This is a genomic window from Deinococcus radiodurans R1 = ATCC 13939 = DSM 20539 (genome assembly GCF_000008565.1).
GTDB lineage: Bacteria > Deinococcota > Deinococci > Deinococcales > Deinococcaceae > Deinococcus > Deinococcus radiodurans.
Genome location: NC_001263.1, coordinates 399,558 through 422,870 on the forward strand (window position 1 = coordinate 399,558; position 23,313 = coordinate 422,870).

At 68.1% G+C, this 23,313-nt stretch carries 24 protein-coding genes; 15 read left to right on the forward strand and 9 right to left on the reverse strand.

From position 1 onward, the window contains the following. Nucleotides 1-38: 38 nt before the first annotated feature. The 3 genes from DR_RS02060 to DR_RS02070 form a co-directional block, all read right to left on the reverse strand. Complete coding sequence (locus DR_RS02060; RefSeq protein WP_027479573.1) at nt 39-1,859, reverse strand: fasciclin domain-containing protein; 1,821 nt, start codon at nt 1,857-1,859, stop codon at nt 39-41. Nucleotides 1,860-2,015: 156 nt separating this feature from the next. Beyond that, nucleotides 2,016-4,958, reverse strand: coding sequence for a DNA translocase FtsK (locus DR_RS02065; RefSeq protein WP_010887045.1), 2,943 nt, complete (start codon nt 4,956-4,958; stop codon nt 2,016-2,018). Between the two features lie 17 nt (nt 4,959-4,975). Continuing rightward, on the reverse strand, nt 4,976-5,647 hold the full coding sequence (locus tag DR_RS02070) for a DNA translocase FtsK 4TM domain-containing protein (protein ID WP_010887046.1): 672 nt from the start codon (nt 5,645-5,647) through the stop codon (nt 4,976-4,978). Between the two features lie 77 nt (nt 5,648-5,724). On the opposite strand from DR_RS02070, the gene DR_RS02075 reads away from it, so the two are divergent. After that, nucleotides 5,725-6,144, forward strand: coding sequence for a M67 family metallopeptidase (locus DR_RS02075; RefSeq protein WP_034349510.1), 420 nt, complete (start codon nt 5,725-5,727; stop codon nt 6,142-6,144). A gap of 93 nt (nt 6,145-6,237) precedes the next feature. Here the strand turns inward: DR_RS02075 and DR_RS02080 are convergent, their stop codons facing one another. Then, a complete protein-coding gene (locus DR_RS02080) occupies nt 6,238-7,182 on the reverse strand; it encodes a nucleoside hydrolase (RefSeq protein ID WP_010887048.1) in 945 nt (314 codons plus the stop codon). 72 nt (nt 7,183-7,254) lie between these two features. Between DR_RS02080 and DR_RS02085 the strand changes: the two genes are divergently transcribed. Then, the gene (locus DR_RS02085; RefSeq protein ID WP_027479570.1) at nt 7,255-7,548 is read left to right on the forward strand and encodes a hypothetical protein; all 294 of its coding nucleotides are present in this window, start codon (nt 7,255-7,257) and stop codon (nt 7,546-7,548) included. A 213-nt stretch (nt 7,549-7,761) separates the two neighbouring features. Here DR_RS02085 and pulA read toward each other — a convergent pair whose 3' ends face one another. Then, nucleotides 7,762-11,082 (reverse strand): pullulanase-type alpha-1,6-glucosidase, encoded by a 3,321-nt coding sequence (gene pulA, locus DR_RS02090; protein ID WP_027479569.1) that lies wholly within the window; start codon nt 11,080-11,082, stop codon nt 7,762-7,764. A 108-nt stretch (nt 11,083-11,190) separates the two neighbouring features. On the opposite strand from pulA, the gene ccmA reads away from it, so the two are divergent. Next, nucleotides 11,191-11,832: a heme ABC exporter ATP-binding protein CcmA gene (ccmA, locus tag DR_RS02095; RefSeq protein WP_010887051.1), complete on the forward strand. Its 642-nt coding sequence runs from the start codon at nt 11,191-11,193 to the stop codon at nt 11,830-11,832. Next, nucleotides 11,829-12,494, forward strand: a complete 666-nt coding sequence (locus DR_RS02100; RefSeq protein ID WP_010887052.1) for a heme exporter protein CcmB — start codon at nt 11,829-11,831, stop codon at nt 12,492-12,494. The genes ccmA and DR_RS02100 overlap by 4 nt, the downstream gene beginning before the upstream one ends. Before the next feature lie 9 nt (nt 12,495-12,503). Here the strand turns inward: DR_RS02100 and DR_RS02105 are convergent, their stop codons facing one another. Continuing rightward, nucleotides 12,504-13,004 (reverse strand): response regulator, encoded by a 501-nt coding sequence (locus DR_RS02105; RefSeq protein WP_010887053.1) that lies wholly within the window; start codon nt 13,002-13,004, stop codon nt 12,504-12,506. Between the two features lie 156 nt (nt 13,005-13,160). On the opposite strand from DR_RS02105, the gene DR_RS02110 reads away from it, so the two are divergent. The 6 genes from DR_RS02110 to DR_RS02135 all read left to right on the forward strand — a co-directional run bounded on the left by DR_RS02110 (nt 13,161) and on the right by DR_RS02135 (nt 16,439). After that, the gene (locus DR_RS02110; RefSeq protein WP_010887054.1) at nt 13,161-13,580 is read left to right on the forward strand and encodes a DinB family protein; all 420 of its coding nucleotides are present in this window, start codon (nt 13,161-13,163) and stop codon (nt 13,578-13,580) included. Next, the gene (locus DR_RS02115; protein ID WP_227085985.1) at nt 13,573-13,944 is read left to right on the forward strand and encodes an inorganic diphosphatase; all 372 of its coding nucleotides are present in this window, start codon (nt 13,573-13,575) and stop codon (nt 13,942-13,944) included. The genes DR_RS02110 and DR_RS02115 overlap by 8 nt, the downstream gene beginning before the upstream one ends. Further along, a complete protein-coding gene (locus DR_RS02120) occupies nt 13,941-14,624 on the forward strand; it encodes an SDR family oxidoreductase (protein ID WP_010887056.1) in 684 nt (227 codons plus the stop codon). Before DR_RS02115 ends, DR_RS02120 begins: the two co-directional genes overlap by 4 nt. A 20-nt stretch (nt 14,625-14,644) precedes the next feature. Then, nucleotides 14,645-15,607 carry an NAD(P)/FAD-dependent oxidoreductase gene (locus tag DR_RS02125; protein WP_034349507.1) on the forward strand — a complete coding sequence of 321 codons (963 nt, stop codon included), beginning with the start codon at nt 14,645-14,647 and terminating at the stop codon, nt 15,605-15,607. Nucleotides 15,608-15,629: 22 nt separating this feature from the next. Beyond that, complete coding sequence (locus tag DR_RS02130; protein WP_034349506.1) at nt 15,630-15,809, forward strand: hypothetical protein; 180 nt, start codon at nt 15,630-15,632, stop codon at nt 15,807-15,809. Nucleotides 15,810-15,974: 165 nt separating this feature from the next. Continuing rightward, nucleotides 15,975-16,439, forward strand: a complete 465-nt coding sequence (locus tag DR_RS02135) for an HAD family hydrolase (protein WP_234944666.1) — start codon at nt 15,975-15,977, stop codon at nt 16,437-16,439. A gap of 47 nt (nt 16,440-16,486) precedes the next feature. Here the strand turns inward: DR_RS02135 and DR_RS02140 are convergent, their stop codons facing one another. Continuing rightward, the gene (locus DR_RS02140) at nt 16,487-18,007 is read right to left on the reverse strand and encodes a carboxylesterase/lipase family protein (protein ID WP_010887060.1); all 1,521 of its coding nucleotides are present in this window, start codon (nt 18,005-18,007) and stop codon (nt 16,487-16,489) included. A gap of 140 nt (nt 18,008-18,147) precedes the next feature. Between DR_RS02140 and DR_RS02145 the strand changes: the two genes are divergently transcribed. From DR_RS02145 to hrpB, 5 genes are read left to right on the forward strand one after another with little or no spacing between them, the layout of a single operon-like run. Next, a complete protein-coding gene (locus DR_RS02145) occupies nt 18,148-18,390 on the forward strand; it encodes an AbrB/MazE/SpoVT family DNA-binding domain-containing protein (RefSeq protein ID WP_010887061.1) in 243 nt (80 codons plus the stop codon). Beyond that, nucleotides 18,384-18,737: an endoribonuclease MazF gene (gene mazF / locus DR_RS02150; RefSeq protein WP_010887062.1), complete on the forward strand. Its 354-nt coding sequence runs from the start codon at nt 18,384-18,386 to the stop codon at nt 18,735-18,737. The genes DR_RS02145 and mazF overlap by 7 nt, the downstream gene beginning before the upstream one ends. A gap of 52 nt (nt 18,738-18,789) precedes the next feature. After that, on the forward strand, nt 18,790-19,014 hold the full coding sequence (locus DR_RS02155) for a type II toxin-antitoxin system MazE family antitoxin (protein ID WP_162177573.1): 225 nt from the start codon (nt 18,790-18,792) through the stop codon (nt 19,012-19,014). Beyond that, nucleotides 19,011-19,424 (forward strand): type II toxin-antitoxin system VapC family toxin, encoded by a 414-nt coding sequence (locus tag DR_RS02160; RefSeq protein WP_010887064.1) that lies wholly within the window; start codon nt 19,011-19,013, stop codon nt 19,422-19,424. Before DR_RS02155 ends, DR_RS02160 begins: the two co-directional genes overlap by 4 nt. Then, the gene (hrpB, locus tag DR_RS02165; RefSeq protein ID WP_010887065.1) at nt 19,421-21,889 is read left to right on the forward strand and encodes an ATP-dependent helicase HrpB; all 2,469 of its coding nucleotides are present in this window, start codon (nt 19,421-19,423) and stop codon (nt 21,887-21,889) included. Before DR_RS02160 ends, hrpB begins: the two co-directional genes overlap by 4 nt. 180 nt (nt 21,890-22,069) lie before the next feature. Here the strand turns inward: hrpB and DR_RS02170 are convergent, their stop codons facing one another. Both DR_RS02170 and DR_RS02175 read right to left on the reverse strand, forming a co-directional pair. Then, a complete protein-coding gene (locus DR_RS02170) occupies nt 22,070-22,294 on the reverse strand; it encodes a hypothetical protein (protein WP_162177572.1) in 225 nt (74 codons plus the stop codon). Nucleotides 22,295-22,449: 155 nt separating this feature from the next. Beyond that, the gene (locus tag DR_RS02175) at nt 22,450-23,226 is read right to left on the reverse strand and encodes a class I SAM-dependent methyltransferase (RefSeq protein ID WP_010887067.1); all 777 of its coding nucleotides are present in this window, start codon (nt 23,224-23,226) and stop codon (nt 22,450-22,452) included. Between the last annotated feature and the right edge of the window lie 87 nt (nt 23,227-23,313).

A 23,313-nucleotide genomic window follows, 5' to 3' on the forward strand; every position in this document is an offset into this window, starting at 1 on the left:
CCCTCCCATCACTGGAAGGGGGCTTCGGTAGAAAAGACTCAGCGCAGGCTGGGGGGCAGCAGCACGGTGTCGATCACGTAGACGGTGCTGGTGCCGGCGGTGATGGGGGTGCCGCCGTCGAGCGCCATGCCCATGCCGCCGAAGCTCAGGCCGCTCGCACCGTTGGTGACGGTGATGGGGCTGCCGGCCAGGGTGGTCAGCGGGGAGGCGGTCAGCCCAGCGGCGTTGAGCTGGCCCGACACCACGTGATAGCTCAGCACCTGCTTGAGCAGGGCGGGGTCGGCCTTCACGGCGTTCAACTTGGCCGGGTCGAGCTTGGCGAACGCGTCGTTGGTGGGCAGGAAGATGGTGTAGGTGCCGCTGCCCAGGGTGTCGAGCAGGCCGGCCTGGGTCAGCAGGTCGCGGACAGTGCTGAAACGGGCGTCGGTCAGCACGGCGGCCACGTTGGCGGGGGGCGAGGTCAGGTTGCCGCCCGCAATGGCGCCGCCCTGCGCCGTGCCGGGGGTGGCCTGGGCAGGAGCCGCATTGGTCGTGGTGGTGGTCACGGTGGTCGTGGCCGAGGTCGTCGTGGTGGCGGTGTTCGTCACGGGCGCCGCCGCGTCAGTGGTTGTGGTGGTCGTCGCTGCGGTGTTGGTCACAGGGGCCGCAGCCGCCGTGTCGGCCGTGTTCGTCACAGGAGCGGCGCTGGTGGTGTCGTCAGCGGGCGCCGCCGGAACGGTGAAGCCTTCGGGCAGCAGCACGGCGTCCACGGGGTAGATCAGGCCGGTGCTCGACTCGATGGCGGGCGACAGCTCGGCGCTGATGGTCAGCGGGGAGCCGGCCACGGTCTGAAGGTTGCCGGCCTGCACCTGCTCGCTGGTCAGGCGGCCCTGGACCACGTGGAAGCGCAGCAGCGAGAGCAGGGCTTCGGGGTCGCCGGCAATGGCCGCGAGTTCGCCTTCAGGCAGCGCGGCGAAGGCTTCGTCGGTGGGGGCGAAGAGGGTGTAGTCGCCGGTCATCAGCATGTCGGTCAGGCCCGCGTCGCTCAGCAGGTCGCGCAGGGTGCTGAAGCGGTCGTCGGCCACCAGCACGTCGTACAGCGTGTTGCTGCTGACTTCGGCGGTGTCGGTCGTATCGGTGGTGTCGTCCGTCGCCGTGTCGTCGGTCATGCCGGTGTCGGTGTCCGTCGTGCTCGTCTCCGTGGTGGTCGTGGCAGAGGTCGGCGTGCTCACCGTCACCGCGCCGCTCAGGGGCAGGGCGGGAATGCTGCGAATGTCGATGGCAGCGGGCGCCGAGGTGGACGCCACCGGAGCCGGGGCGGGCTGGGCCGGCGCAGCAGGTGCAGGGGCAGCAGGTGCGGGCGCAGCAGCGGTGTCCATGGGGGGCATCAGCACGGTGTCAATGGCGTGCACCACGCCGTTGCAGGCCTGGATGTCGGCCTTGACCACGCGGGCGTCGTTGATCATGATCTGGTTGCCCGAGACCTTGATCGTCACGTCTGCGCCCTGCTCGGTGGTGCCGGCACTGGCGCCGCGCAGATCAGAGGCGTTGGCCTTCTCGCCGACCACGTGGTAGGCGAGCACGTCGCTGAGGGTCTCGGGGTCGCCGAGCAGCGCGGCGAGCTTGTCGCTCGGGACCTTGGCAAAGGCCGCGTTGGTCGGCGCAAAGAGCGTGTAGCTGCCGCTGCCCGCGAGTTCGCCGGTCAGGTCGGCGGCTTCGAGCGCGGTGGCGAGGGTGCTGAACTGCGGGTCGCTCTTGACGATGGCCGCAATGCTCTTGCAGCTCGCAGCGGGTTTGGCGGCAGGCTTGCCGGCGCCACCGGCCAGGGCGGGAGAAACGAGCAGCAGGCTCAGGGTCATCAGGCCGAGTCTCTTCTTCATGAGTTCACCTCTGGATTGAGCTTGGGAAATCCGCCTCACAATTGACACCACACCGGGCCAAATTGCAACACTTGTACCTTTCAGTAATTCTGTTTGTTTGCGGGGAAAAGGTTCTCGGCTCTCCCGCCCCGCCTTTGCCGAGCGGCCACAGTCGCCCTATTTGCCGAAATACTCGGGCAAATCGGCCTCGTGGATCAGCACCTCGCGCGGCTTGCTGCCCTGGTGCGGCCCCACGATGTTCATCGCTTCGAGCAGGTCCATCAGCTTGCCGGCGCGGGCGTGGCCCACCGAGAGCCGGCGCTGGAGGCGCGAGACGCTGCCCTGGCCTTCCTCAATGCACACCAGCGCGGCCTGCCGCAGCAGCGGGTCGCTGAAATCGAGCTGCGAGCGGTCCCCACCAGGGCCGGAGCTGGAAATCATGCCCTCGAAGTCGGCGCCGTAGGCTTCGATAAAGTCGTCGTCGAACATCATCCGGCGCAGTTCGTCGGTGATGCGGGCGGACTCGGCCTCGCTGATGTACGGCCCCTGCAAGCGCAGCGGCTTGACCAGCCCCGGCTGATAAAACAGCATGTCACCCATGCCGGTCAGCCGCTCGGCGCCCGTGGTGTCGAGAATGGTGCGCGAGTCGTGGCTGCTGCTGACCGCGAAGGCGATGCGCGCAGGAATGTTCACCTTGATGAGGCTGGTCAGGATGTCCACGCTGGGCCGCTGCGTCGCCAGAATCAGATGCATCCCGGTGGCGCGCGCCATCTGCGCCAGGCGCATGATCGCCGACTCGACTTCCTTGGGGCTGGTGATCATCAGGTCGGCAAGTTCGTCGATGATGATGACGAGGTGCGGCAGCTCAACCTCGCCCACCGCGCGCATCTTGGCGTTGAACTGTTCGAGGTTCTTGGCGCCGACCTGACTCATCATCTTGTAGCGCCGTTCCATGTGGGCCACCGCGCCGAGCAGCACCCCCGCCGCGTCTGCCGGGTTGGTCACCACTGGGCGCACGAGGTGGGGAATGCCGTCGTAGGGCGTGAGTTCGACCATTTTGGGGTCGATCATGACGAAGCGCAGTTCGGTCGGCAGGTAGCGGTAGAGCAGCGAGGTGATGAGGGTGTTGACGCACACCGACTTGCCCGAGCCGGTCGAGCCGGCGACCAGCAGGTGCGGCATCTTGGCGAGGTCGCCCACCATCATCGAGCCATCGATGCTTTTGCCGAGGATGATCGGCAGCTTGGCGCGGGTGTTCTTGAAGGCTGGATTGGCTGTCGCCTGATGGAAGGTGACGGGTTCGCGCTCGGCATTGGGCACTTCGAGGCCGATCACACTCTTGCCCGGCACCGGAGCCTCCACACGCACGCCACCTACCGCCAGAGCGCGGGCGAGGTCGTTGGAGAGGCTGGCGATGCGGCTGATCTTCTCGCCGGGCGCGGGCTCGATCTCGTAGCGGGTCACGGTGGGCCCACGGGCGAGGTCCACCACCTTCGCCTGAAGGCCGAACTGCCGCAGCGTCTCGTTGATCATGTCGCCGCGCCGCTCGGCGTCGAGGTCCATCTGCACGGTGTTGCGCGCCCCGTTGGGCAGCGGGTCGAGGAGCTGCTCGCTCGGCAGCGCGAGGCGGGTGGCGCCCCGGCGGCTGACCCCACTGGGGGCCGGAGCGGGGCGCCCAGCAGCGGGTTCTTCCCAGGGCGCGGCGTGGCTCACCGACGCGGAGGCGGGGCTGACCGGCACTGGGCTCGGCCCTGGACTCGATACTGGGCGCGGGGTGGGCCGGGCCGCTGCGCGTGGTGTCGGCACCATCTGAGGCACGCTGGCCGCTGCGGGCGCAGGCGTCGCCGGGGGGCCGAAGGGCATGTCTTCCTCATCGTCCCAGAGGTCGAAGTCAGCCAGGGTGGGGGAGGGAGGCCGGGCCGTGCGGGGAGCGCTGGGCGGGGCCACGTTGCCCGCCGTCGCGGGTCGGCCCGGTGGGGTGCGGGCCGGGCGCGGGGCAGGCATCTCTGCGGCGTCCAATTGTTGGGGCACGGGCACCAGCGGAGTCGTGGTGCGGCGAGCGCTGCGAACGCGGGCCGCTCGGGCGAAGGGGTCGGGCATCTGTTCCGCTGGTGTCCGACTGCGGCGGGGCGCGGCGCTGAAATCGATGTCGAGCGCGGGCACGGCGGCAGCGTCGTAGACCGGGGGCGACGGGGCCGGGCGAGCCGGGGCCACAGGTGAGACAGGCGTCAGGTCGTCGGCGTCGTCCCAGAGGCCGGGCACGGTGCTGCGCGGGTCGGGCGCGATCTGAGGCTGCACATCGTCCCAGCCGTCAGTTTCCCTGGGAGCTGTCGCGGCGGAAGGCACCTCGTCGGGGCCGGGAGGGGCCATCAAGCGGCTCAGTGTGTGGCCCAGCCGCGAGAACAGACTGCCGGACGGTTCGCTGCTCTCAGCTGCCGCCCAGGTGTCCTCTTCCAGGTCGTCTTCCGGCAGGTCGTCCTCCGGGGGCGTGAGCTGGCGCTGGTGCTCCTGCTCGGTGGCCTGACGCAGAAACTCGCGCCACCGGTCCTGTTCCTGCATGGTTGCGAGGGTGCGCTTGTGGAGCTCGGTCGCCACGCGGGTGGCCGCCTCAGTGGGGCCGCTGTCGAACGCGGCGGCGAGGTCGGGCCAGCGCGCATACGCCTGCTCGTAGGTGTGCCACGTCTGGAAGCGGCTTTGCACCTCCTGCCACTGCCGCAGCCGGCGCAGGTGGGCGTCGTGCTCGCGCTGCACGACTTCCACGGTGGGCCGCTTGAGGTGGCGCTCGGCGGCGCAGCGCTCGGTTTCCAGCTTCTTGGCCTTGCCGCCGATAGACAGAATCTGGTTGACGAGGTGCCGGCGTACATTTTCGAGGGCCGCGCTTGCCTGGGTGGCGGGCAAAAAGACGCTCAGCTCGTGGCGGCGGTCGTCCACCACGGCCTTGAGATAGGTGGTCGCCTGCTCGCCTTCGGGCACCGCCTCCTGCTCCACCTTGGCGCGCAGGTCGTGGGCCGTTTGCAGCAGGGCGTTGCGCGTCATCAGGTCGTAGGTGGTCAGCTCCTCGCGCACCTGCTTGAGCTGCTCCTCATCGTAGGTTCTGATTTCGCGTTGCAGGCGCCGCACCTTCTCATACGGTTCTTTCAGCCCGATGTTTTTGGGGTCGATGCGCCGTAGGCGTCGAGGTGCCCGCGCAGTTCGCTGAGCTGCCCGCGCACGTCGGTGCGGTTGTGGGCGACCACGGTGCCGTTGCCGGGCAGCCGGGCCTCGATGGCGCCCTGCACGTTGTGCCCCACGCCGGTCAGCAGGCCGATCAGCCCATGCACCAGCCGCCGGGTCACGCCGAGCAGCGACACACCCAGCATGATTTTCAGGCCGATGAGGGCCGCAAACAGCAGCAGCAGCGGCGTCGCCGGCCCCAGCACGGGCCGCAGCTTGCCCGCCAGCCCATCGGCGAGCAGGCCCGCCGTGCTGGGGTGCCCAGGTTGACCCGGCAGGAAAAAGGCTTGCAGACACAGAACCGCAAAGACGGCGAGCAGGCCGCCCAGCACCCAGCGGGTGAGTTCACGCAGCGACGCGTTGATAAAGGTCGCCACGCCGTAGGCAAGCGCCGCGACGGGCAGCAGCCACGCCAGCCACCCGGCCCAGTCGAGCAGGGCGCGCCGGGCCCCGACCAGGGCGCCTCCCTGGTGGCCCAGAAACGGCAGCAGCAGGACCAGGCCCAGCAAAAAGGCGACCACCAGCAGCAGGAGCCCCACCACTTCGCCGTCGATCCGGGCGCGTGGGGGCTGGTCTTGGTGCGAGTTTGCCGACATAGCGGTTTAGTTTATACGGACTCCCTGAGGTGCGGATGTTTTGTACCTCCGCATCCACTGGACAAAACGTCCTTACAATGCCGGGCGTGCTCCTGACCCTGCCTGCGCCGCTGCGCCGCGCCCTGTGGGCGCAGGTTCGGCGCGAGCTGCCGCGCGAGTGTGTGGGCGCCCTCGGCGGCTGGGTGCGGGGCGAGCAGGTGCAGGCCCACGCCCTGTACCCGCTGCCGAACGTGGCCGCCGACCCGGAGCGCGAATACCTCGCCGACCCCGGCGACCTGCTGCGCGTCGTGCGGGCCATGCAGCGCGAGGGTCTCGACCTCGTCGCGCTCTACCACAGCCACCCCCACGGCCCGGCGGCGCCGAGCGCGTCCGACCGGCGGCTGGCGGCCTACCCGGTGCCCTACCTGATTGCCGACCCCGCCGCCGAGGTGCTGCGGGCGTACCTGCTGCCGGGCGGGGAAGAGGTGGAGGTCCGCAGCGCCGATGAGAGCAATTGATAAAAGAATGGCCTTGCACTGTTTGACCCTCTACCTTGATGGGAGAGGGCCTCGCGCAGCGAGGGGTGAGGGTGTCTTTTTCTGTCAGACGCTTTAGGGCAGCGTCCCCAGCCGCTCCAGCAACAGCTTGAAAAAAGCCGCGTCGTCCACGCCCACCGCGACCTGGACGTTTTTTTCCCGGTCGGTCACGCCGTAGAGGTCGCAGACAGTGCGGCCCACGTTCAGGCCCTCGCTCAGCTCGACTTCGACGTTCATGGCCTGCCAGGTGAGCAGCTCGGGGCTCAGCGCCGCCGCCACCGCCAGCGGGTCGTGCAGGGCGCCGCCGCTGAGCCCATAGCGCTCGCGGTAGACCCCGGCGTAGAACTCCAGCATCTCCGCCGACACCGCCCCGGCGCGGTTGCCGAGGGCACGCAGTTGCTCCAGCCGCTCCGGCGTGGCGATGCACTGCATGGTGACGTTCAGGCCCACCATGCGGACCGGCACGGGGCTGTGCAGCACGATGTGCGCGGCGTGCGGGTCGGCGAGCGCGTTGAACTCGGCGGCGGGGGTGCGGTTGCCCTGCGCGGTGCTGCCGCCCATCCACACGACCTCACGCAGCAGCCCCGGCAGGTCGGGCGCCAACCGAAACGCGAGCGCCACGTTCGTCAGCGGGCCGCTGGCGACCAGCGTGATTTGCCCCGGATTCGCCCGCACCGTGCGGATGATGAAGTCCACCGCGTGCTCGGCTTCCGGCCCGCGCACAGGCTCTGGCAGGTGGGCGGCGGGGAGGCCGGTGGCGCCGTGCACCTGCGTCGCGGTCATTCCCTCGCGCAGCAGGGGGCGGTCAGCTCCGGCAAAGTACGGCACGCCCGCCGCCCGCTCGCCGGCCAGCGCAAGCACCACGCCGGTATTTCGCACTCCTTGCTGAAGCGGCACGTTGCCGTGCACCGCCGTGACGCCCAGCACCTGCGTTTCGGGGCTGGCAAAGGCGAGCAGCCACGCCACCGCGTCGTCCAGGCCGGGGTCACCATCGAGAAGGACGGGCAAGGAAGAAACCATGAGCGAAGCATAAGGGCAGAAGTGTCAGCCGGGGAGCATTCGGCGGCCCCGCGCAGCCCGCAGACTGCGGCCATGAACATGCAAGCTGTCCAGGCGGCTTTCGACGCTGCCTACACCAAAGACCCCCGCGACGGCCTGACCATCACCCACACCACTGAGGACGGCAAGCTCTGCATTGAGGTCCGTCACGTCAATGTCGAAGGCGACGTGCACGGTTTCGACGTGGTCGCCCAGCCCACCGAGGCCGAGGGCAAGACCGCCGAGGAAGTGGGTCGCGACATGGCCGAAGTCGTCGAGCGCGAACTCGCCTACGCCCAGCTGCCGGCCCAGGACGAAAACGGCGACTTCCGGCGCATCGTGGTCTGAAACCAATTGCGGTTGAATTGCTCACACTGAGCGATTCAACCCGAGCGGAGCGAGAAGCAAGGGAGACGTGCTGCGGGAGGTGGACTAAAATCCAGTTCTTTTCTGGATTTTAGGGAATCGGACGCAGCACGTGTGAGTTACATCAGAAAAAGACCCGCCACAACAAGGGTGGCGGGCCTTTTTATTTGGAATGAAGGAGAAAAACCCCGCCTATCAGCGCACGAACACCGCCGTCGTCAGCGCGGGCACACTCGCCTGGGTGCCGCTCACCTTGCTCGTCCGCACGATGGGGTCGCTGCTCGCCGCCAGCACGGGGTGCAGCTTCATGCCGCTCGCCGAGGCGTCGTTCAGGGTCACGGCGTCCGCGCTGCCGTTGAAGATGACCAGCAGGTCGCGGTAGGGGTTCGTCGCACTTACCCCCCCGCTGAGCTTCATGGCGATGACCCCGGTGGGCGCGGGCAGGAAGCTCAAGCTCTGCTGCACCTGCGCCGCCGTGTCGAGGCGGAAGAGGCTCGACGAGGAGCGCACCCGCAGCAGTTCGCGGAAGTGGTCGCTGGCGCGGGTGATGTCGGCGGGCGTCACCTTCAGCGCGGCGTCACCGAGCAGCGTGCGATACAGCGCCCAGTTCGCCTCGTTCTTCTCGGCGGGGGGCAGGCCCTTGCCGAAGCCGTTGGTGTGGCCCGTCCAGTCGAGCGCATTGAACCAGTCGCCCGAGTTGTAGGAATCGGTGTCGAACGACTTGGAGCGCAGCAGCTCGTCGCCCGCTGGGACGAAGGGCAGCCCCTGCCCCAACAGCAGGTACGAGTGCGCGAGGTTCTGAAAACGCACCCGCGCCGCGCTGTTCATGTTCGCCGGGGTCTTGAGCAGCACGGCGTCCCAGAGCGTCTGGTTGTCGTGCGCCGAGGCGTAGTTGATGGTTTCGCGTGGGCTGGCGGCGTAACCGGCGGGGGCGTCGCCGTACCTGAGTTGCCCGCCCGTGACCGGCTTGCCGCTGTGGTCGGTGAAGCGGTAGTCGCGCAGGTTGCCCGCCAGCCCCAGCTTCACGAGGTCAGCCAGCTGGCCCCACTTCTCGGCGCTGTCGTTGCCTGCTTGCCCGTTGGGAACAGTCGCCAGCCCGGTCGCCACGCCCTGTTCCTGCAAGCCGCCGAAGGGGCTGCCGCCGCGCAGCGCGTCGCGGACGCGGTCGTTGAAGGTGCCGATGCCCGCGCCGTAGAGGTTGAGCTGCGTCGCGTTCGCGCCGCGCCGGTTGCCCTGCACCTCGCCGAAGTCCCAGCCCTCGCCGTAGAGATAAATCTGCTTGCCGTCCACGCCGTCTTTGGCGGGGGTCAGCGCGTCCAGGGCGCGGCGGGCGGCCTGCATGTCCGCGACCATGTGGTGCCCCATCAGGTCGAAGCGGAAGCCGTCCACCTTGTATTCACGCGCCATCAGCACCAATGTGTCCACCATCAGACGGCGCATCATGGTGTGCTCGGTGGCGGTGTTCGAGCAGCAGGTGGAGTTCTCCACCCCGCCGTTTACGTTCAGGCGGTGGTAGTAGCCGGGCACGATTTTGTCGAGCACGCTGCGCTCCGCCTGCCCACTTGCCGCCGTGTGGTTGAACACCACGTCCTGCACGACGCGCAGGCCCGCCGCGTTCAGGCTCATCACCATCTGGCGGTACTCCTTGGTGCGCTCAGCGGGATTCACCGCGTAGCTGCCCTCGGGGACCATGGAGTGGTAGGGGTCGTAGCCCCAGTTGTAGGCGTCGGCGTCTTTGACGGCGTTTACGGCCTTTTGCTGCTCCTCGCTGTTCGGCCCGAACTGGGTGAGGTCGCCGGGCGTTTGCCACTGCCCCTTGTCCTCGTTGATGGTGGCGATGTCGAAGGTGGGCAGCAGGTGAACGGCCTTGAGCCCCGCGCCGGCCAGCGCCCGCAGGTGCGTCATGCCGTCGCTGCCGGGGCGGGTAAAGGCGAGGTAGGTGCCGCGCTCGGCGGCGGGCACGCTGGCGTCGGCGGCGCTGAAGTCGCGCAGGTGCAGCTCATAAAACGACAGGTCGGCAAAACTCCGCAGCGCGGGCTTTTTCAGTGCGTTCCACCCGGCGGGCTTCTGGCTGTTGTCGCTGAGGTCGGCAAACACGCTGTGGGTGCTGTTCCGCGTCAGGGCGACGGAATAGGGGTCGGTGACGAGGTTGGTTTCGATGTTGCCGGTACTCGGCGCGAAGACCCTCACCTCAAAGCGGTAAGCGAGGCCCTTCCAGCTCTGGTCGCCGCTCGCTGTCCAGACGCCCTGCGTGTCACGGGTCATGGGGAGGGTACGTTCCTGGGTGCCGTCGGGGCGCGAGACGTGGAGCTTCACGTCCTGCGCGGTCGGCGCCCACAGCCGCACCGTGGGCTTGTTGCCCTGCCACGTCACGCCCAGCGGCCCGGCGTAGGCGTAGAGGTCGTCGAGCGCCCACGCAGTCTGCACGCCCGTCGCGTCGAGCACTTTGCCGCCGGGCAGCACGCTGCTCACCGCGAGTTGACCGCTCAGGGCGGTGGGGAGCTTGGCGCGGTCTGCCGCGCGGATTTGCAGCAGCTTGTACCCTGCCAGATACGGCGCTTTGGCTTGCAGCGCGGGCGTCAGGCCACCTTCGACTTCTTCAAGCGCGAGGGTGTCGCCCCCGCTCACCCCGTCCGCCCCCAGCTTCAGCGTAGCAGTGGGCGAGACGTGCAGCGTCAGCCACGCGCCCGGCTGCGCGAGTGCGGGCTTCACGACAATCAGGTCGCGGCTCAGCATGATGGCCTGCTGCTGCTTGAGGTCGCCCACCGTCCGCACGCGGGTGTCGGGGCGGGTGGTGCTCGGGGTCGGATTGCCGCTGACAATCCACAGTTGATTGCCCTGCTCGCGGGTCAGCGTCCCGTCGGGGCCGGGGTCTTTGTCGTCGCCCTTATGCACGATGAAGCCCAGTTTCTTCCAGTCGGTTTTCATCGGTACGTCCCAGTACAGCCAGCCGCCCTGCTCGCCGCTCGGCGCCAGTGGCTTGTCCCAGGCCACCTGCGCGGTGGTGTCTTCCCAGGCGTGCAGCCCCCAGCCCGCGTAGGCGGCGTCGGGGCGGAAATAGTTGATGCGCACGGCCCCGGCAGGAATGGGCGTTTCCTGCGGGGGCAGGCTGCCCGTCGTCTGCTTGGTCGCGTCCACGTCGAAGGGGCCAGTTTTGACATACGCCACGTTCGCGCTGCCCGATTTCAGGAACAGCTCACGCCCGCGCGCGAGGTCGTACCAGAGGTCCGCGCCGGGGTCTTTGGCATCGCCCTGATGGACGAGAAAGCCGAGTTTCTGGGCACCGGGCCTGAGCTTCACGTCCCAGTAGGCGCCCCAGTCGTCTTTGCCCGTCTGGGCCAGCGGTTTGTTCCAGTCCACCGCCGCCGCCACGTCTTCCCAGGCGTGCAGGCCCCAGCCCGCATACGCGCCGTCGGGGCGCTGGTAGTGAATCCGCACGGTGTCGGCGGGCAAAGAGGTCTGGGCCGCAGCCGAAGCCGCGAGCGCCAGCGTGAGGCCGGTCAGCAACATTTTCATGGTGGGGAGAGTGTAGTGGATCGGGGTGGAGTGGGTCGGGCCAAAATCACTGCCCCAGGAACGCCGCAAAGGCACGCGCCCCGCGCCCGGCGCCGTAGAGTCAGGGCGATGGCCGCGCCCGCTCCCGACTTCGCCCTGCAACTCGCCCACGTCGCCCGCAAGTTCGGCGCGCAGTTCGTGCTGCGCGACGTGACGCTCGACCTGCGCCCTGGCGAGGTGGCCGCGCTGTTCGGCGGCAACGGAGCGGGCAAAACCACGCTGCTGCGGGTGGTGGCGGGGCTGCTCTCGGCGAGCCGGGGCGAGGGCCGGGTCTTCGGCTACGACCTGAAAGACAAACGCAGTGTGCGCGAACACGTCTTTTTCATGACTGAGGGAGGCGGGCTCTACGGCGACCTGACCGCCACCGAGAATTTGGACTTCACGGCGCGGATGTACGGCCTGACTGCCCCCTCTGCCGAGCTGCTCGAACGGGTGGGCCTCGGCGCGGCGGCGAACAAGCGCGCCCGTGACCTGAGTTCGGGGATGCGCAAGCGTCTGCAACTCGCCCGGATGCTGCTCGCGCCCTCGCCGTTGCTGCTGCTCGACGAACCGTTCGCCAACCTCGACGCGGGCGGCAAAGACGCGGTGCTGACCCACCTGCGCGCCGCCCAGGACGCGGGCAAGACCATCCTCTTCAGCTCGCACGAGCCCGAACTCGCCGGACAGGTGGCGACCCGCACGCTCACCCTGGAACAGGGGGTGCTGGGGTGAGGGCCGCACTCAGCGTCTTTCTCAAGGACTTGCGACTGGAAGGCCGCAGCAAGGATGTGCTGTCCACCACGCTGTTTTTCGCCGGACTGGTGGTGCTCATCATGGGCTTCGCCTTCGGCCCCGACACCGCCAAGATGCGCGACGCCGCCGCCGGGGTGCTGTGGTGCGCTCTGGCTTTTGCCAGTGTGCTGGCCGCCAACCGCGCCTGGGCGGGCGAGCAGGAAAGCGGGGCGCTCGAAAGCCTGCTGCTCTACCCGGTGGCCCACGAGTGGCTCTACCTCGGCAAAGCGGCGGCCAACGCCCTGCTGATGCTCATTCTGGGCGTGGTGACCGCCGCGCTGACCGCCATTTTCTTCGACGTGCACTTCGCCAGCCTGGGGCTGCTCGCGCTGACCCTCGCGCTCGGCGTGCTCGGCCTGAGCCTCGTGACCACCTTCTACTCGGCCATCACCGTCAACCTGCGGGCCAAAGAAGCCTTGCTACCGGTCCTGAGCTTCCCCATCATCATTCCGGTGATGATTGGGGCGGTCAAAAGTACAGTTCTGCTCAGCGGCGGCTTCAATCCGGACGACTACTGGGCGTGGACGCGGCTGCTGCTCGGTTTCGATGTGGTCACGCTGCTGGTGGCGACCTTCGCTTTTCCGCACGCGGTGGAAAGCTGAGAGGCGGAGTCAAAGCTGGTGGTGCCGTCCCCCCGGCAGCGCCATGCTGCGCATGAAGCGGCTCATGGCCTGCACCGCCCGCTGAAACTCGGTGAATTCGATGGGTTTGACCACGTAGCTCGCGGCGTGGGCCTGATAGGAGCGCAATACGTCTTCCTCGGCCTGACTCGTGGTGAGCATAAAGACCGGGATGGTCATGAGGTGCGGGTCGGTCTTGAGCTTGGTCAGCAGTTCGAGGCCGTTCATGCGCGGCATGTTGATGTCGAGCAGGATGACATCAGGGCGCGGCACCTGCTCGTAGGGCGGCTTTCGCAGCAGAAAATCGAGCGCCTCGACGCCGTCGCGCACGACGTGAAGCTGGCCTGCCAGCCCCTCTTCCTCAAAAACCTCCTGGGTCAGCAGCACATCGGGCTCGCTGTCCTCGACCAGCAGAAACTGAATGGGAAGAATGCCCGGCTGCTCCGGCGTGCCGTAGTGGCGAAGCTGCTGCTGTGCATTCATGTTCGACATGGAAAAACCTCGGGAAAGTTCGGTGCCCCGAAGGGCAAGCTCGTCCAGACAGTGTGCCGCCCCGGCATGATTTCCGTCTCAGAGCGGGCTTTAGGCTTCCGTGACGGCCCCTTGAGGGAGTCTTGAGGGCCCCCGGCGGCGGCGTACCCTGGCCCCATGAACCTGCTGCAAGCTTCCCTGACCGGCGGCGCGGCTTTCCGCGAGGTGGACGCGCTGCTGGGCGACCTGACCTACGACGAAGCCAGGCATCCCGCCGTCCCGCATACCCTCGCCGAACTGATCGCGCACCTGCGGGTGACCACGCGCGCCAGCCTCGACCTCGTGACCGGACAGGCGCAGGAGTGGCCGGACGACCTCGACGTGTGGCCCGCGCCGCCCGCGACGGAAGCCGAGTTTGATGCTCTCCTCACCGACCTGCGGCTGATGCTCGCTGAGGCTTCGGCGCTTGCCCGCGACCCGAGTAGCCGGGCACGCGACGTGCTGACCGACCTCGCCGTGCACAACGCCTACCACTGGGGGCAGGTGGCACTCTTGCGGCGGCAAGCGGGGACCGAATTTGAAGAAGTGTTTGAATAAACCGGACCTGACGCCCTACCTCGGCCAGCGGGTGCGGGTGGTCGTGGACCGGCCCCTCGGCAGCGTGCATCCCCGTCATCCCGACCTGATTTATCCCGTCAATTATGGGGAGATTCCGGGCACCCTCAGCGGCGACGGGCATCCGATAGACGCTGATCTGTTCGGGTGGGAGGAGCCGACTGAAGGGGGCCGAAGGCGAAGTGATTGCCGTCGTGCTGGGCGAGGCCGACGCCGAAGACAAGCTAAGCTGGTGGTGGCGCGGGAGGGCACCTGCTGGACAGATGAGGCCATCTGGCAGGCCGCCGAGTTTCAGGAGCGGCTTTTCCGGACGCGGCTTTTGCGCTCTGATACCTTGCCCACATGACCAGACCCGTCACCCTGATCACCGGCGCGAGCGGCGGCATCGGCTCGGCGCTTGCCCGGCAGCTCGCGCCCACGCACGACCTCATCCTGACCGGGCGCGGCGGCGCGGAGCTGGACGCCCTGTGTGCCGAGGTGGGGGCCACGCCGCTCACGCTCGACCTCATCCGACCGGAGGCCTTCGCGGCGGCGCTCGCGGGCGTGGGGCGCGTGACCAACGTGGTCCACAACGCCGGGGTGGTGGAGCTGGGCCGGGTGGCCGAGCAGGGGCACGAGGTCTGGACCCACACCCTCGCCGTGAACACGGTGGCCCCCGCCGAACTCACCCGGCTGCTGCTGCCCCGGGTGCGCGAGGAGCGCGGGACCGTCCTCTTCGTCAACTCCGGCGCGGGCCTGCGCGCCAACCCCGAGTGGGGCAGCTACGCGGCGAGCAAGTTTGCGCTGAAGGCTCTGGCCGACGCCCTGCGCGACGAGGAAGCTCCCCACGGCGTGCGCGTTTCCACCGTCTATCCGGGCCGCACCGCCACGCCCATGCAGCAAAAAGTGCGCGAGCAGGAAGGCGCGAACTACGACCCCGCCGCCTTCATCGACCCGGCGACGGTGGCGGCGACCATCGCTTTTATCCTCCAGGCCCCGCGTGACGCGCAGCTCCCCGACGTGAGCGTGCGGCCCGGTCCGCGCTGAGGCTGGCCGTGGCGGGCGCTATGGACATGGGAGCATACGAGTACGACGCGGTCATCGTGGGGGCGGGCCCAGCGGGGCTGAACGCCGCGCTGGTGCTTGGTGGGGCGCGGCGGCGGGTGCTGCTGCTCGACGGCGGCCCCCCGCGCAACGTGACGGCGCAGGCGGCACACGGGGTGTTTACCCGCGACGGGACGCCGCCCGCCGACCTCAAAACGGTGGGGCTGGAGCAGCTCGCGCCCTACGACGTGACGGTGCTGGGCACCCCGGCCCGCGAAATCCGGCCTGAGGACGACGGGACGTTCAGCGTGCGGTACGAGCAGCGCTGGGTCCGGGCGCGCCGCCTGCTGTTCGCTACTGGCGTGCGCGACGTGCTGCCCCGCATTCCCGGCCTGCGCGAACGCTGGGGCCGCACCGTCCACCACTGCCCCTACTGCGACGGCTGGCCCAACCGCGCCGCCCGGCTGGCGGTGCTCGGCAGCCACCAGGAGGGCCACCACCTCGCGCTGAGTGTGCGGAGCTGGTCGGACCACATCAGCCTGCTGACGAACGGCCCCGACGAACTGACCCCGGCGCAGCGCCGTGATCTGCGCGAGCTCGACATCGAGCGCTGTGACCGGCCCATTCGCCACTTCAGCGGGCGAGACACCGTGCGGGTGACCTTCGAGGACGGCGAAGTGCGCGAGTACGACGCCATTTTTCTCAACCCGGCCCAGGTGCAGCGCAGCCGCCTGCCGGAGTTGCTGGGCTGCGAACTGGACGAAAAAAGCCGCGTGATCGTCAACGAAAACGGCATGACCAGTCGGCGCGGCGTGTGGGCGGCGGGCGACATGACGGGCGCCCCGCAGTACGTGATGAGCGCGGCGGCGAGCGGCATGGTGGCGGCGGTCAGCCTGAACTCCACCCTGATTCACGAGGACGTGCGGCGCGGCGGCGCGGCCTTTCACCCCAGCCCCGATGAAGAAAAGGGAGTGGGAGAAGCCTGAGCGCGCCTGCCACACTGCGGGCATGAAAATCGACGAACGCATGGACCTGCAAGAACTCGCCACGCAGATGGGCAGCGAAGACACCGCTGAGGCTGCCCGGCTGCGCGACCTGCTGCTGGGCACGGGCCGCGAACGCACCGAGGACTTTTCCGGCGAGGAATGGGCCGAGTTGCTGATTCGGGCGGGCGAGCAGAACAAATAAGGTGCCGCAGGCGATTTTCTTCGACCTCGACGGCACGCTGCATGACCGCGCGGCGACCTGCGGACCTGGCTGCCGCACCATCAGGCCCGTTTTGGGCTGCCGGACGGCTACGCAGCCCGCTTTCTGGAACTGGACGACTTCGGCTACCGCCCCAAGCGCGAGGTGATGCCGCTGCTGGTCGAGGAGCTGGGGCTAAGTTGTTTTGCCGCAGACTTACTGACGCATTACGACACGGCGCTGGACCATGCACAGGCCATGCCCCACGCCGCCGAGGTTCTGACCGAGTTGCGGCGGCGCGGCGTCAACATCGGCGTCGTCACCAACGGCTGGGAGGACGCGCAGACCCGCTGCTTGGCCGGTTGTGACCTGAGCGACCTTGCCGACGATGTGGTCATCAGCGAGGCGGTGGGCCTGAGCAAACCAGACCCGTGCATCTACCACCTCGCACTGAAGAGGTTGGGGGTCACGACGGCGCACAGCTGGTTCGTGGGCGACTCGCCGCGCAACGACGTATGGGGGCCGCAGCAGGTGGGAATGCGTGCAGCCTATCTCCCCACCGGCCACCCCCTGAACGGCGAGCGCCCGGACGTGACCCTGACCGACCTGCGCGACGTGCTGAACTTGCCATGATGGAGCGGCTCAGTTCCGGCTGTAGTGGTCTGGACGGAAAGACCCGCTCAGCGTCGCCCTTCCGCTCCATTCCAGTAATCGCACTGGTGCCGCCCGTCAAAGTTGGGTTTGAGCGCGGTGGCGCCGGGTTCGAGGGTCATCACCTGGGGAAAGGCCGGGTTGAACGTCGGCCACACCGTCAGCCCCAGCGAGGCGGGCTGGCCGCTGCGGGCGAAGTTCGTCCAGTATTCGCCCATCTGCGCGGCGAGTTTGGCCTGCGCGCTTGAGAACTGCGCCGGATCCGAGACGCCGACCACCGGGGTATCGAGCACGTAGGCGAGTTCGGCGCCGTGATAGGCGCCCAGGTTCGGGACATTCACTTTGCCAGCGAGCTGAAGCGGTGGGCGGGGGTCACTGAACTCATAGAAATACGTCGGCAGCCCCGCCCCGAGTTTGCCCGCCAGCCACGAGGTCGGGCAGGCAAACACTTGATCGGTGAGCAGCCGGGTCACGGCGCGGATGGGCTGTTCGTCGCTGCGCAGCGGGTAGCGCCCGCCGAGCGCCCACGCCTGCAAGGGGTTGATGAGGGTCAGACCTGCCCGGTAGAGCGTCCGGCTGCCGCGCAGCAGGTCGGGAAGGTAAGGCTCGAAAATCTGCCCTTCCTCGCGGTTGATGCCGAGCATGACGGCGACCTTGAGGCTCTGGCCCTGCGCGAAAGCGTCCTGAGGCCGCAGCGGAATGAGCGCGTCGCCATAGACGGGCGGCAGCGGCACCGGGTCAACCGGCCCGCGTCCGGTGAGCCGCACCCCGTCGAGCTCGGCCCGGCTTTTGCCGCGCAGGCAGGTGGCCGTCTCGCCCCGGTCACAGCGCAGAGCGCGGGAAAACAGCTCGCCCTTGCGCCGGGCGTCGCCGAGCGGGGTCTGAAAAATGGGCGCAGCGCACGACCCGCTTTGCAAGATGGCCTTCTGAAAGAGTCCCGCCGCCGAGGGCGCCGCCAGCAGCGTGCAGATGGCCGCTGCCCCCGCCGACTGCCCCGCCAGCGTGATGTTGCCGGGGTCGGCACCGATGCTCGCGGCGTTTTGCTTGAGCCAACGCACCGCCCCGAGAATGTCGTACAGCCCCGCGTTGCCGTCGGTCACGCCCGGCACCGCCAGAAACCCGTAGAGCCCCAGCCGGTAGTTGACCGTCGCCACCACCACGCCGCGCTCGCGGGCCAGCGCCGAGCCATCAAAGAGGCTGGCGTCGCCCCCAGTGAAAAAGCCGCCGTGCACCCACACCAGCAGCGGGGCATTTTTCGCGTTCGGCGGGCGGTAAATATTCAGCGTCAGGCAGTCCTCGCTGCCCCCGTCGCCCTGGGCGCAGGCCGGACCAAACTGGGTGGCGTCTCGCTGACCCGACCAGACCGGCGGCTGCGGCGGCTGCCAGCGCAGCGGACCGACCGGCGGCGCGGCGAAGGGCACACCCAGGAATTGCTGCACGCTATTCACCGCCTTGCCGTTCAGCGTGCCCTGCTCCACCCTTAACTGTGGCGCGGCAGCTTGAGCCAGCCCCCCGAGGGTCAGTGCGGTCCAGGCCAGCCAGCGTTTCACAGGCCCAGTATTGGCAGCGAAGGATGAGGAGTGGTCAGGCCGAGTTCAGGCTGGGGTCAGAGAGCCTCTTTTCTGGCATATCCGTCATAGTGTTCGCTCGTCAGGAAATGTATCTTTTTTGTATCTACTAGGAGGAAGGCATGACGAGTCAAATTCAGAAATGGGGCAACAGCCTCGCGCTCCGCATTCCCAAAGCTCTGGCGCAGCAGGTGGGACTGACGCAGAGTTCAGAAGTGGAGCTGCTTCTTCAGGACGGTCAGATTGTCATCCGGCCAGTTCCTGCTCGGCAGTACGATCTCGCCGCGCTGCTGGCCGAAATGACACCTGAAAATCTGCATGGGGAAACAGACTGGGGCGCACTGGAAGGACGCGAGGAATGGTAAGCGATTATGTCCCGGACGCTGGGCATCTGGTGTGGCTCAACTTCACACCTCAGGCAGGGCATGAACAGGGGGGACGGCGACCGGCGCTGGTGCTTTCGCCTGCCGCTTATAACGGCGTCACTGGACTGATGCAGGCGTGTCCGGTGACCAGCCGCGCCAAGGGGTATCCGTTTGAAGTGACGCTCCCTGCTCACCTTGGAGTCAGCGGCGTGGTGCTGGCCGACCATTGCCGCAGCCTCGACTGGCGCAGTCGCCGGGCCGAACAACTTGCGGAGGCGCCGGCGGACGTCCTGGCCGAAGTCCGTGGCAAGTTGGGCAGCTTGCTGGGCATGTCCGAGAAGGCATGATGCAGGGAGCAAGTGAACAGTGAGTGACGCGGAGGGCGGCTACACTTTCCCCATGACGACGTTGGAGGCCCGGATTGAGAACGGCAAGGTGGTGCTCACCCCTGAGCAGGCCGCCGAACTGGGCCTGCGCGAAGGCGAAGTGCTGCCGGTGACGATTGCGCCGCACGAAGCGGAAACGGAAGGCAACCCCTTCACCCGCTGGATTGGGACGCTCCCCCCACTGCCTGACGGTGAAGAGTCTGCGCGGTTCTACCGCCGCCTGCGAGACGGCGAATGACAGAGAGCACCGTGCTGGACGCCAATATTCTCAGTGCCCTGCTCCGTTCTGAGGCGAACCCTCTGTCCATTGCGCGTCAGCTTTCGGCGCTGGCCCGTGAGGGTTCACTAGTGGTTTATGCCGAGTTGCTCGCGGGCCCTGAGGTTACGCCCGATTTCCTCAAGGGATTTCTGCAAGAGGTGGACGTGCAGATTCTTCCGCCGTCTGGCCTTGCGGTCTGGGAAAGCGCGGGCCTCGCTTATGGGAGCTACGCTCAGCGGCGGCAACGCAGCGGTGGTGGGTCGCCTCGCCAGATTCTGAGTGACTTTGTGATTGGTGCCCATGCCCTGTATCACGGCGCCGCTCTCTTCACCGCTGATCCTCAGCATTACCGCCTCAGCTTCCCAGCCCTCACAGTCCTGACCCCATGACCCTTCCCATCCAAACGGTCGTCCCTGAAGTCAAAGCCGCCCTTGCCCAGCATCCCCTCGTCGTGTTGCAGGCCCCGCCCGGCGCGGGCAAAAGCACGGCGCTGCCGCTCGACCTCTTGCACGAGGAGTGGCTGGCCGGCCAAAGTATCATCATGCTGCAACCCCGCCGGGTGGCGGCGCGGGCGGTGGCGGCGCGGCTGGCCGAGGGGCTGGGCGAAGCGGTGGGGGAGACCGTGGGCTCGCGCGTGCGCTTCGAGTCGCGCGTTTCGGACCGGACGCGGCTGGAAGTCGTCACCGAGGGCATCCTGACCCGCCGCCTGCAACGCGACCCGGAGCTGAGCGGCGTGGGGCTGGTCATTCTCGACGAGTTCCACGAGCGCTCGCTCAACGCCGACCTGGCCCTGGCGCTGCTGCGCGAGGTGCAGGGCGCCCTGCGCGACGACCTGCGCGTGCTGGTGATGTCAGCCACGCTGGACCCCGACCTGCCCGCTCGCCTGGGCGCCCCGCTGGTGGAAAGTGCAGGCCGGGCGTATCCGGTGGACGTACGCTACTTGCCCACCGACCCGACCGGGCGAGTGGAAGATGCCGTGGTTGCCGCCGTTCGCCGCGCTCTGGACACCGATGAAGGCGACATCCTGGCCTTCCTGCCGGGCGTGCGGGAAATCCGGGGGGCCGCCGCGCAACTCGCGGGCGTGGACGCGGCAGTGCTGCCCCTCTACGGCGACCTTCCGCTGGCCGAGCAGCGCCGCGCCCTGATGCCTGACCCTGGGGGCCGGCGCAAGGTGGTGCTGGCGACCTCCATCGCTGAAACCTCACTGACCATTCAGGGCGTGCGCGTGGTGGTGGACGGGGGCCAGAGCCGCCGCCAGCAATTCGACCCGGCCACCGGTCTGACCCGCATGGTCACGGGCCGCGTGACGCAGGACGCCGCGACCCAGCGGGCGGGACGCGCCGGACGCACGGCCCCCGGCGTCTGCTACCGCCTGTGGTCCGAGCGCACCCAGGCGCTGCTCCCCGCCGCGCAGCCGCCCGAACTGCTTATGGCCGACCTCGCCCCGCTGACGCTGGAACTTGCCGGCTGGGGCACGACCGACCCCGCCGACTTGCCCTGGCTGGATGCGCCGCCGCCCACCCGGATAGACACCGCCCGCACGCTGCTGCGCAGCTTGGACGCACTGGACGACGCCGGGCGCATCACCCCGGCGGGCACGCGGCTGCTGGACTTTCCGACCCATCCTCGCCTCGCGCACCTGCTGTCGGAAGCGGACGACGCGGCGCTGGCGGCAGACGTGGCCGCGCTGCTGGAAGAACGCGACCCCTTGCCGCCCGGTTCCGGCGCCGACCTCAGCGAGCGGGTGGACGCCTTACGCGGCTGGCGGGCCGGGGGCCGCACTCGCGGCGAAGTGGCGGTGCTGGAGCGCGTCGAACGGTTGTCAAAGCAGTGGCGCCGGCTTCTGAAAGTCCAGCCCGATAACGCCCCCCCCGACCCCTACGCCCTGGGCGAACTGCTGGCCCTCGCCTATCCCGAGCGGGTGGCGCTGGCCCGTGAAAGCGTGGCGGGACTCCACAAGGGGCGCTTTCTGCTGGCCGGAGGACAGGGCGCGGCTTTGCCGGAAGGCGACGCGCTGGCGGGCGCGAGGGCACTGGCTGTCGCCCACCTCAACATGACCGGCGCGGAGGGCCGCATTTTCCTCGCCGCGCCGCTGAACCCCGCTTGGCTGGCGGCGCGGGCCACCTGGCAGGACGCCGTGCGCTGGGATGCCCGCACCGGCACGCTGCTCGCTCAGCAGGAGCTGCGGCTAGGAGCGCTCGCGCTGGACACCCGCCCGCTGCGTGAGGTGCCCGCCGACCTGAAAGTCAAAGCCATTGCCGACGCTGTCCGCGCCGAGGGCCTGCATCTCCTGACCTTTTCCCCTGCCGCCTCCGCCTTCCGCGCGCGGGTGCAGTCGCTGCGCGAGTGGCGCGGTGAAGAGTGGCCCGACCTCTCCGACGCCGCCCTCCTTGCCACGCTGGAAGACTGGCTGGGCTCAGGGCTGGAGCGCGTCCGCACCCGCGATGACCTCGCCCGACTGGACCTGTTGCCCGCGCTGCAATCGCTGCTGCCCTGGAACCTGACCCGCGAACTGGACGAGCTGGCACCCACCCACCTCAGCGTGCCCAGCGGCAGTCGCGTCCGGCTGGAGTACCGCCCCGGCGAGGCGCCGATTCTGGCGGTCAAGTTGCAGGAATTGTTCGGTCTGGCTGACACGCCCACAGTCAACGGGGGCCGCACGCCGGTGCTGCTGCATCTGCTCTCGCCTGCTGGTCGCCCGGTACAGGTGACGCAGGATTTGCGCTCGTTCTGGAACAGCAGTTATTTCGAGGTCCGCAAAGACCTGCGCGGGCGTTACCCCAAGCACCCCTGGCCCGACGACCCCTGGACCCACGAGCCAACCCGCTGGACCAAACGGCGGGCTGAGAAATAAGGCCAATTGCGGTTGAATCGCTCAACCTGAGCGGTGAAACCCGAGCGGAGCGAGAAGCAAACAAGACGTACTGCGGGAAATGGACTAAAATCCAGTACTTTTCTGGATTTTAGGGAATTGGACGCAGTACGTATAAAAACTCCGCCCTGATGCGGGCGGAAATGTACTCGGGCACGTCAATTATTTGCTGTCGTTGCCCTTGTCGTGCTCATTGGCCTTGTTCCCCTGACCCTGGTTGGGCTCGTTGCCGGGGCCGCCGGGGGTGTGAGGCTCAGTGGAGTCGTCGCGGTAGGGGGCACCGCCATTGGGCTGCTGCTGGTTGCCGATCTGCTGGTGGCCGTCGCCCTGACCAGCGTTCTCGTTCTTGTCGGTGCCGTTGTGGTGCTTGTTGTCCTGGGTTGCCATGCCCGAGCGTACCCGCAACGCTGACTCGGCAGATTTGCGGCGCCGCAACGGGCCTTGAAACATGAACTCTAGAGCATCTGACATGCGTTGTTCGACCCTCTACCAAGGGGAGAGGGCCTGCCACAGGCAGGGGTGAGGGGTCTTTATCAAATGCCTTAAAGTTCGGGCCGCGTCGCCACGAACAGCACCCGCGTAAAGGCGTAGTACACCCGCTCGCCAGGGAACTCGGCCTGCAATTTGCCCCGGTATACGTCCAGAAACCGCGCCGCGTCCGCCCCGTCCAGCCGCGAGAGGTAAGGCACCAGCGCCGTGCCCTTGGTCCATTCGATGAGGCCCTCGGCGCCCGGCAGCACAACGGGGTAGACCTTGCTCAGCGCGGTGATGTCCACCGCTCCCAGCCCGTCCAATAGCTCGGCGTAGGCGGCGGGTGTCAGCACTGGCGAGGCCCCATGCGCCGTGCCGAAGCGGGTAAAGCCGCCCAGCTCGGTCTCAAACTCGTTCGCCGTTGCGGTCAGCAGCCGGTGTGAGGCGTGGTCGTGATTTGCTGGAACCTGCACCGCCAGCACCCCACCGGGCCGCAGGTGCTCCCACAGCCGCGCCAGCAGTCGGGGGTGGTCGGGTAGCCACTGCAAGGCGGCGTTGGAGTACAGCAGGTCGAAGCTGCCGCTCAACTCCTGAATGTCACCCTGCTCAAAGCGCAGATTGGGCAGTTGCTGTGCCCCCGCCTTCGCCAGCATCGCCGCGCTGCTGTCCAGCCCCAGCACGGTGGCCTGCGGAAAACGCTGCGCGAGTTGCGCCGTCTGCTCGCCGGTGCCGCAGCCGAGGTCCACGACCTGCGCGTAGGGCCGCTCGGGAATGAGGGCTTGCAGGTCACGCGCCGGGGCGCTGCGGGCGTCTTTGAACTGGTGGTACTGGTCGGGATTCCAGGTCATGGGCTCAGCATAAGAGACTTAGAGGTTAAGTGTACGTACCAGAGTGGTGACAATAGAATTACCAGCAAAAAGCCCGTCCACCACGGA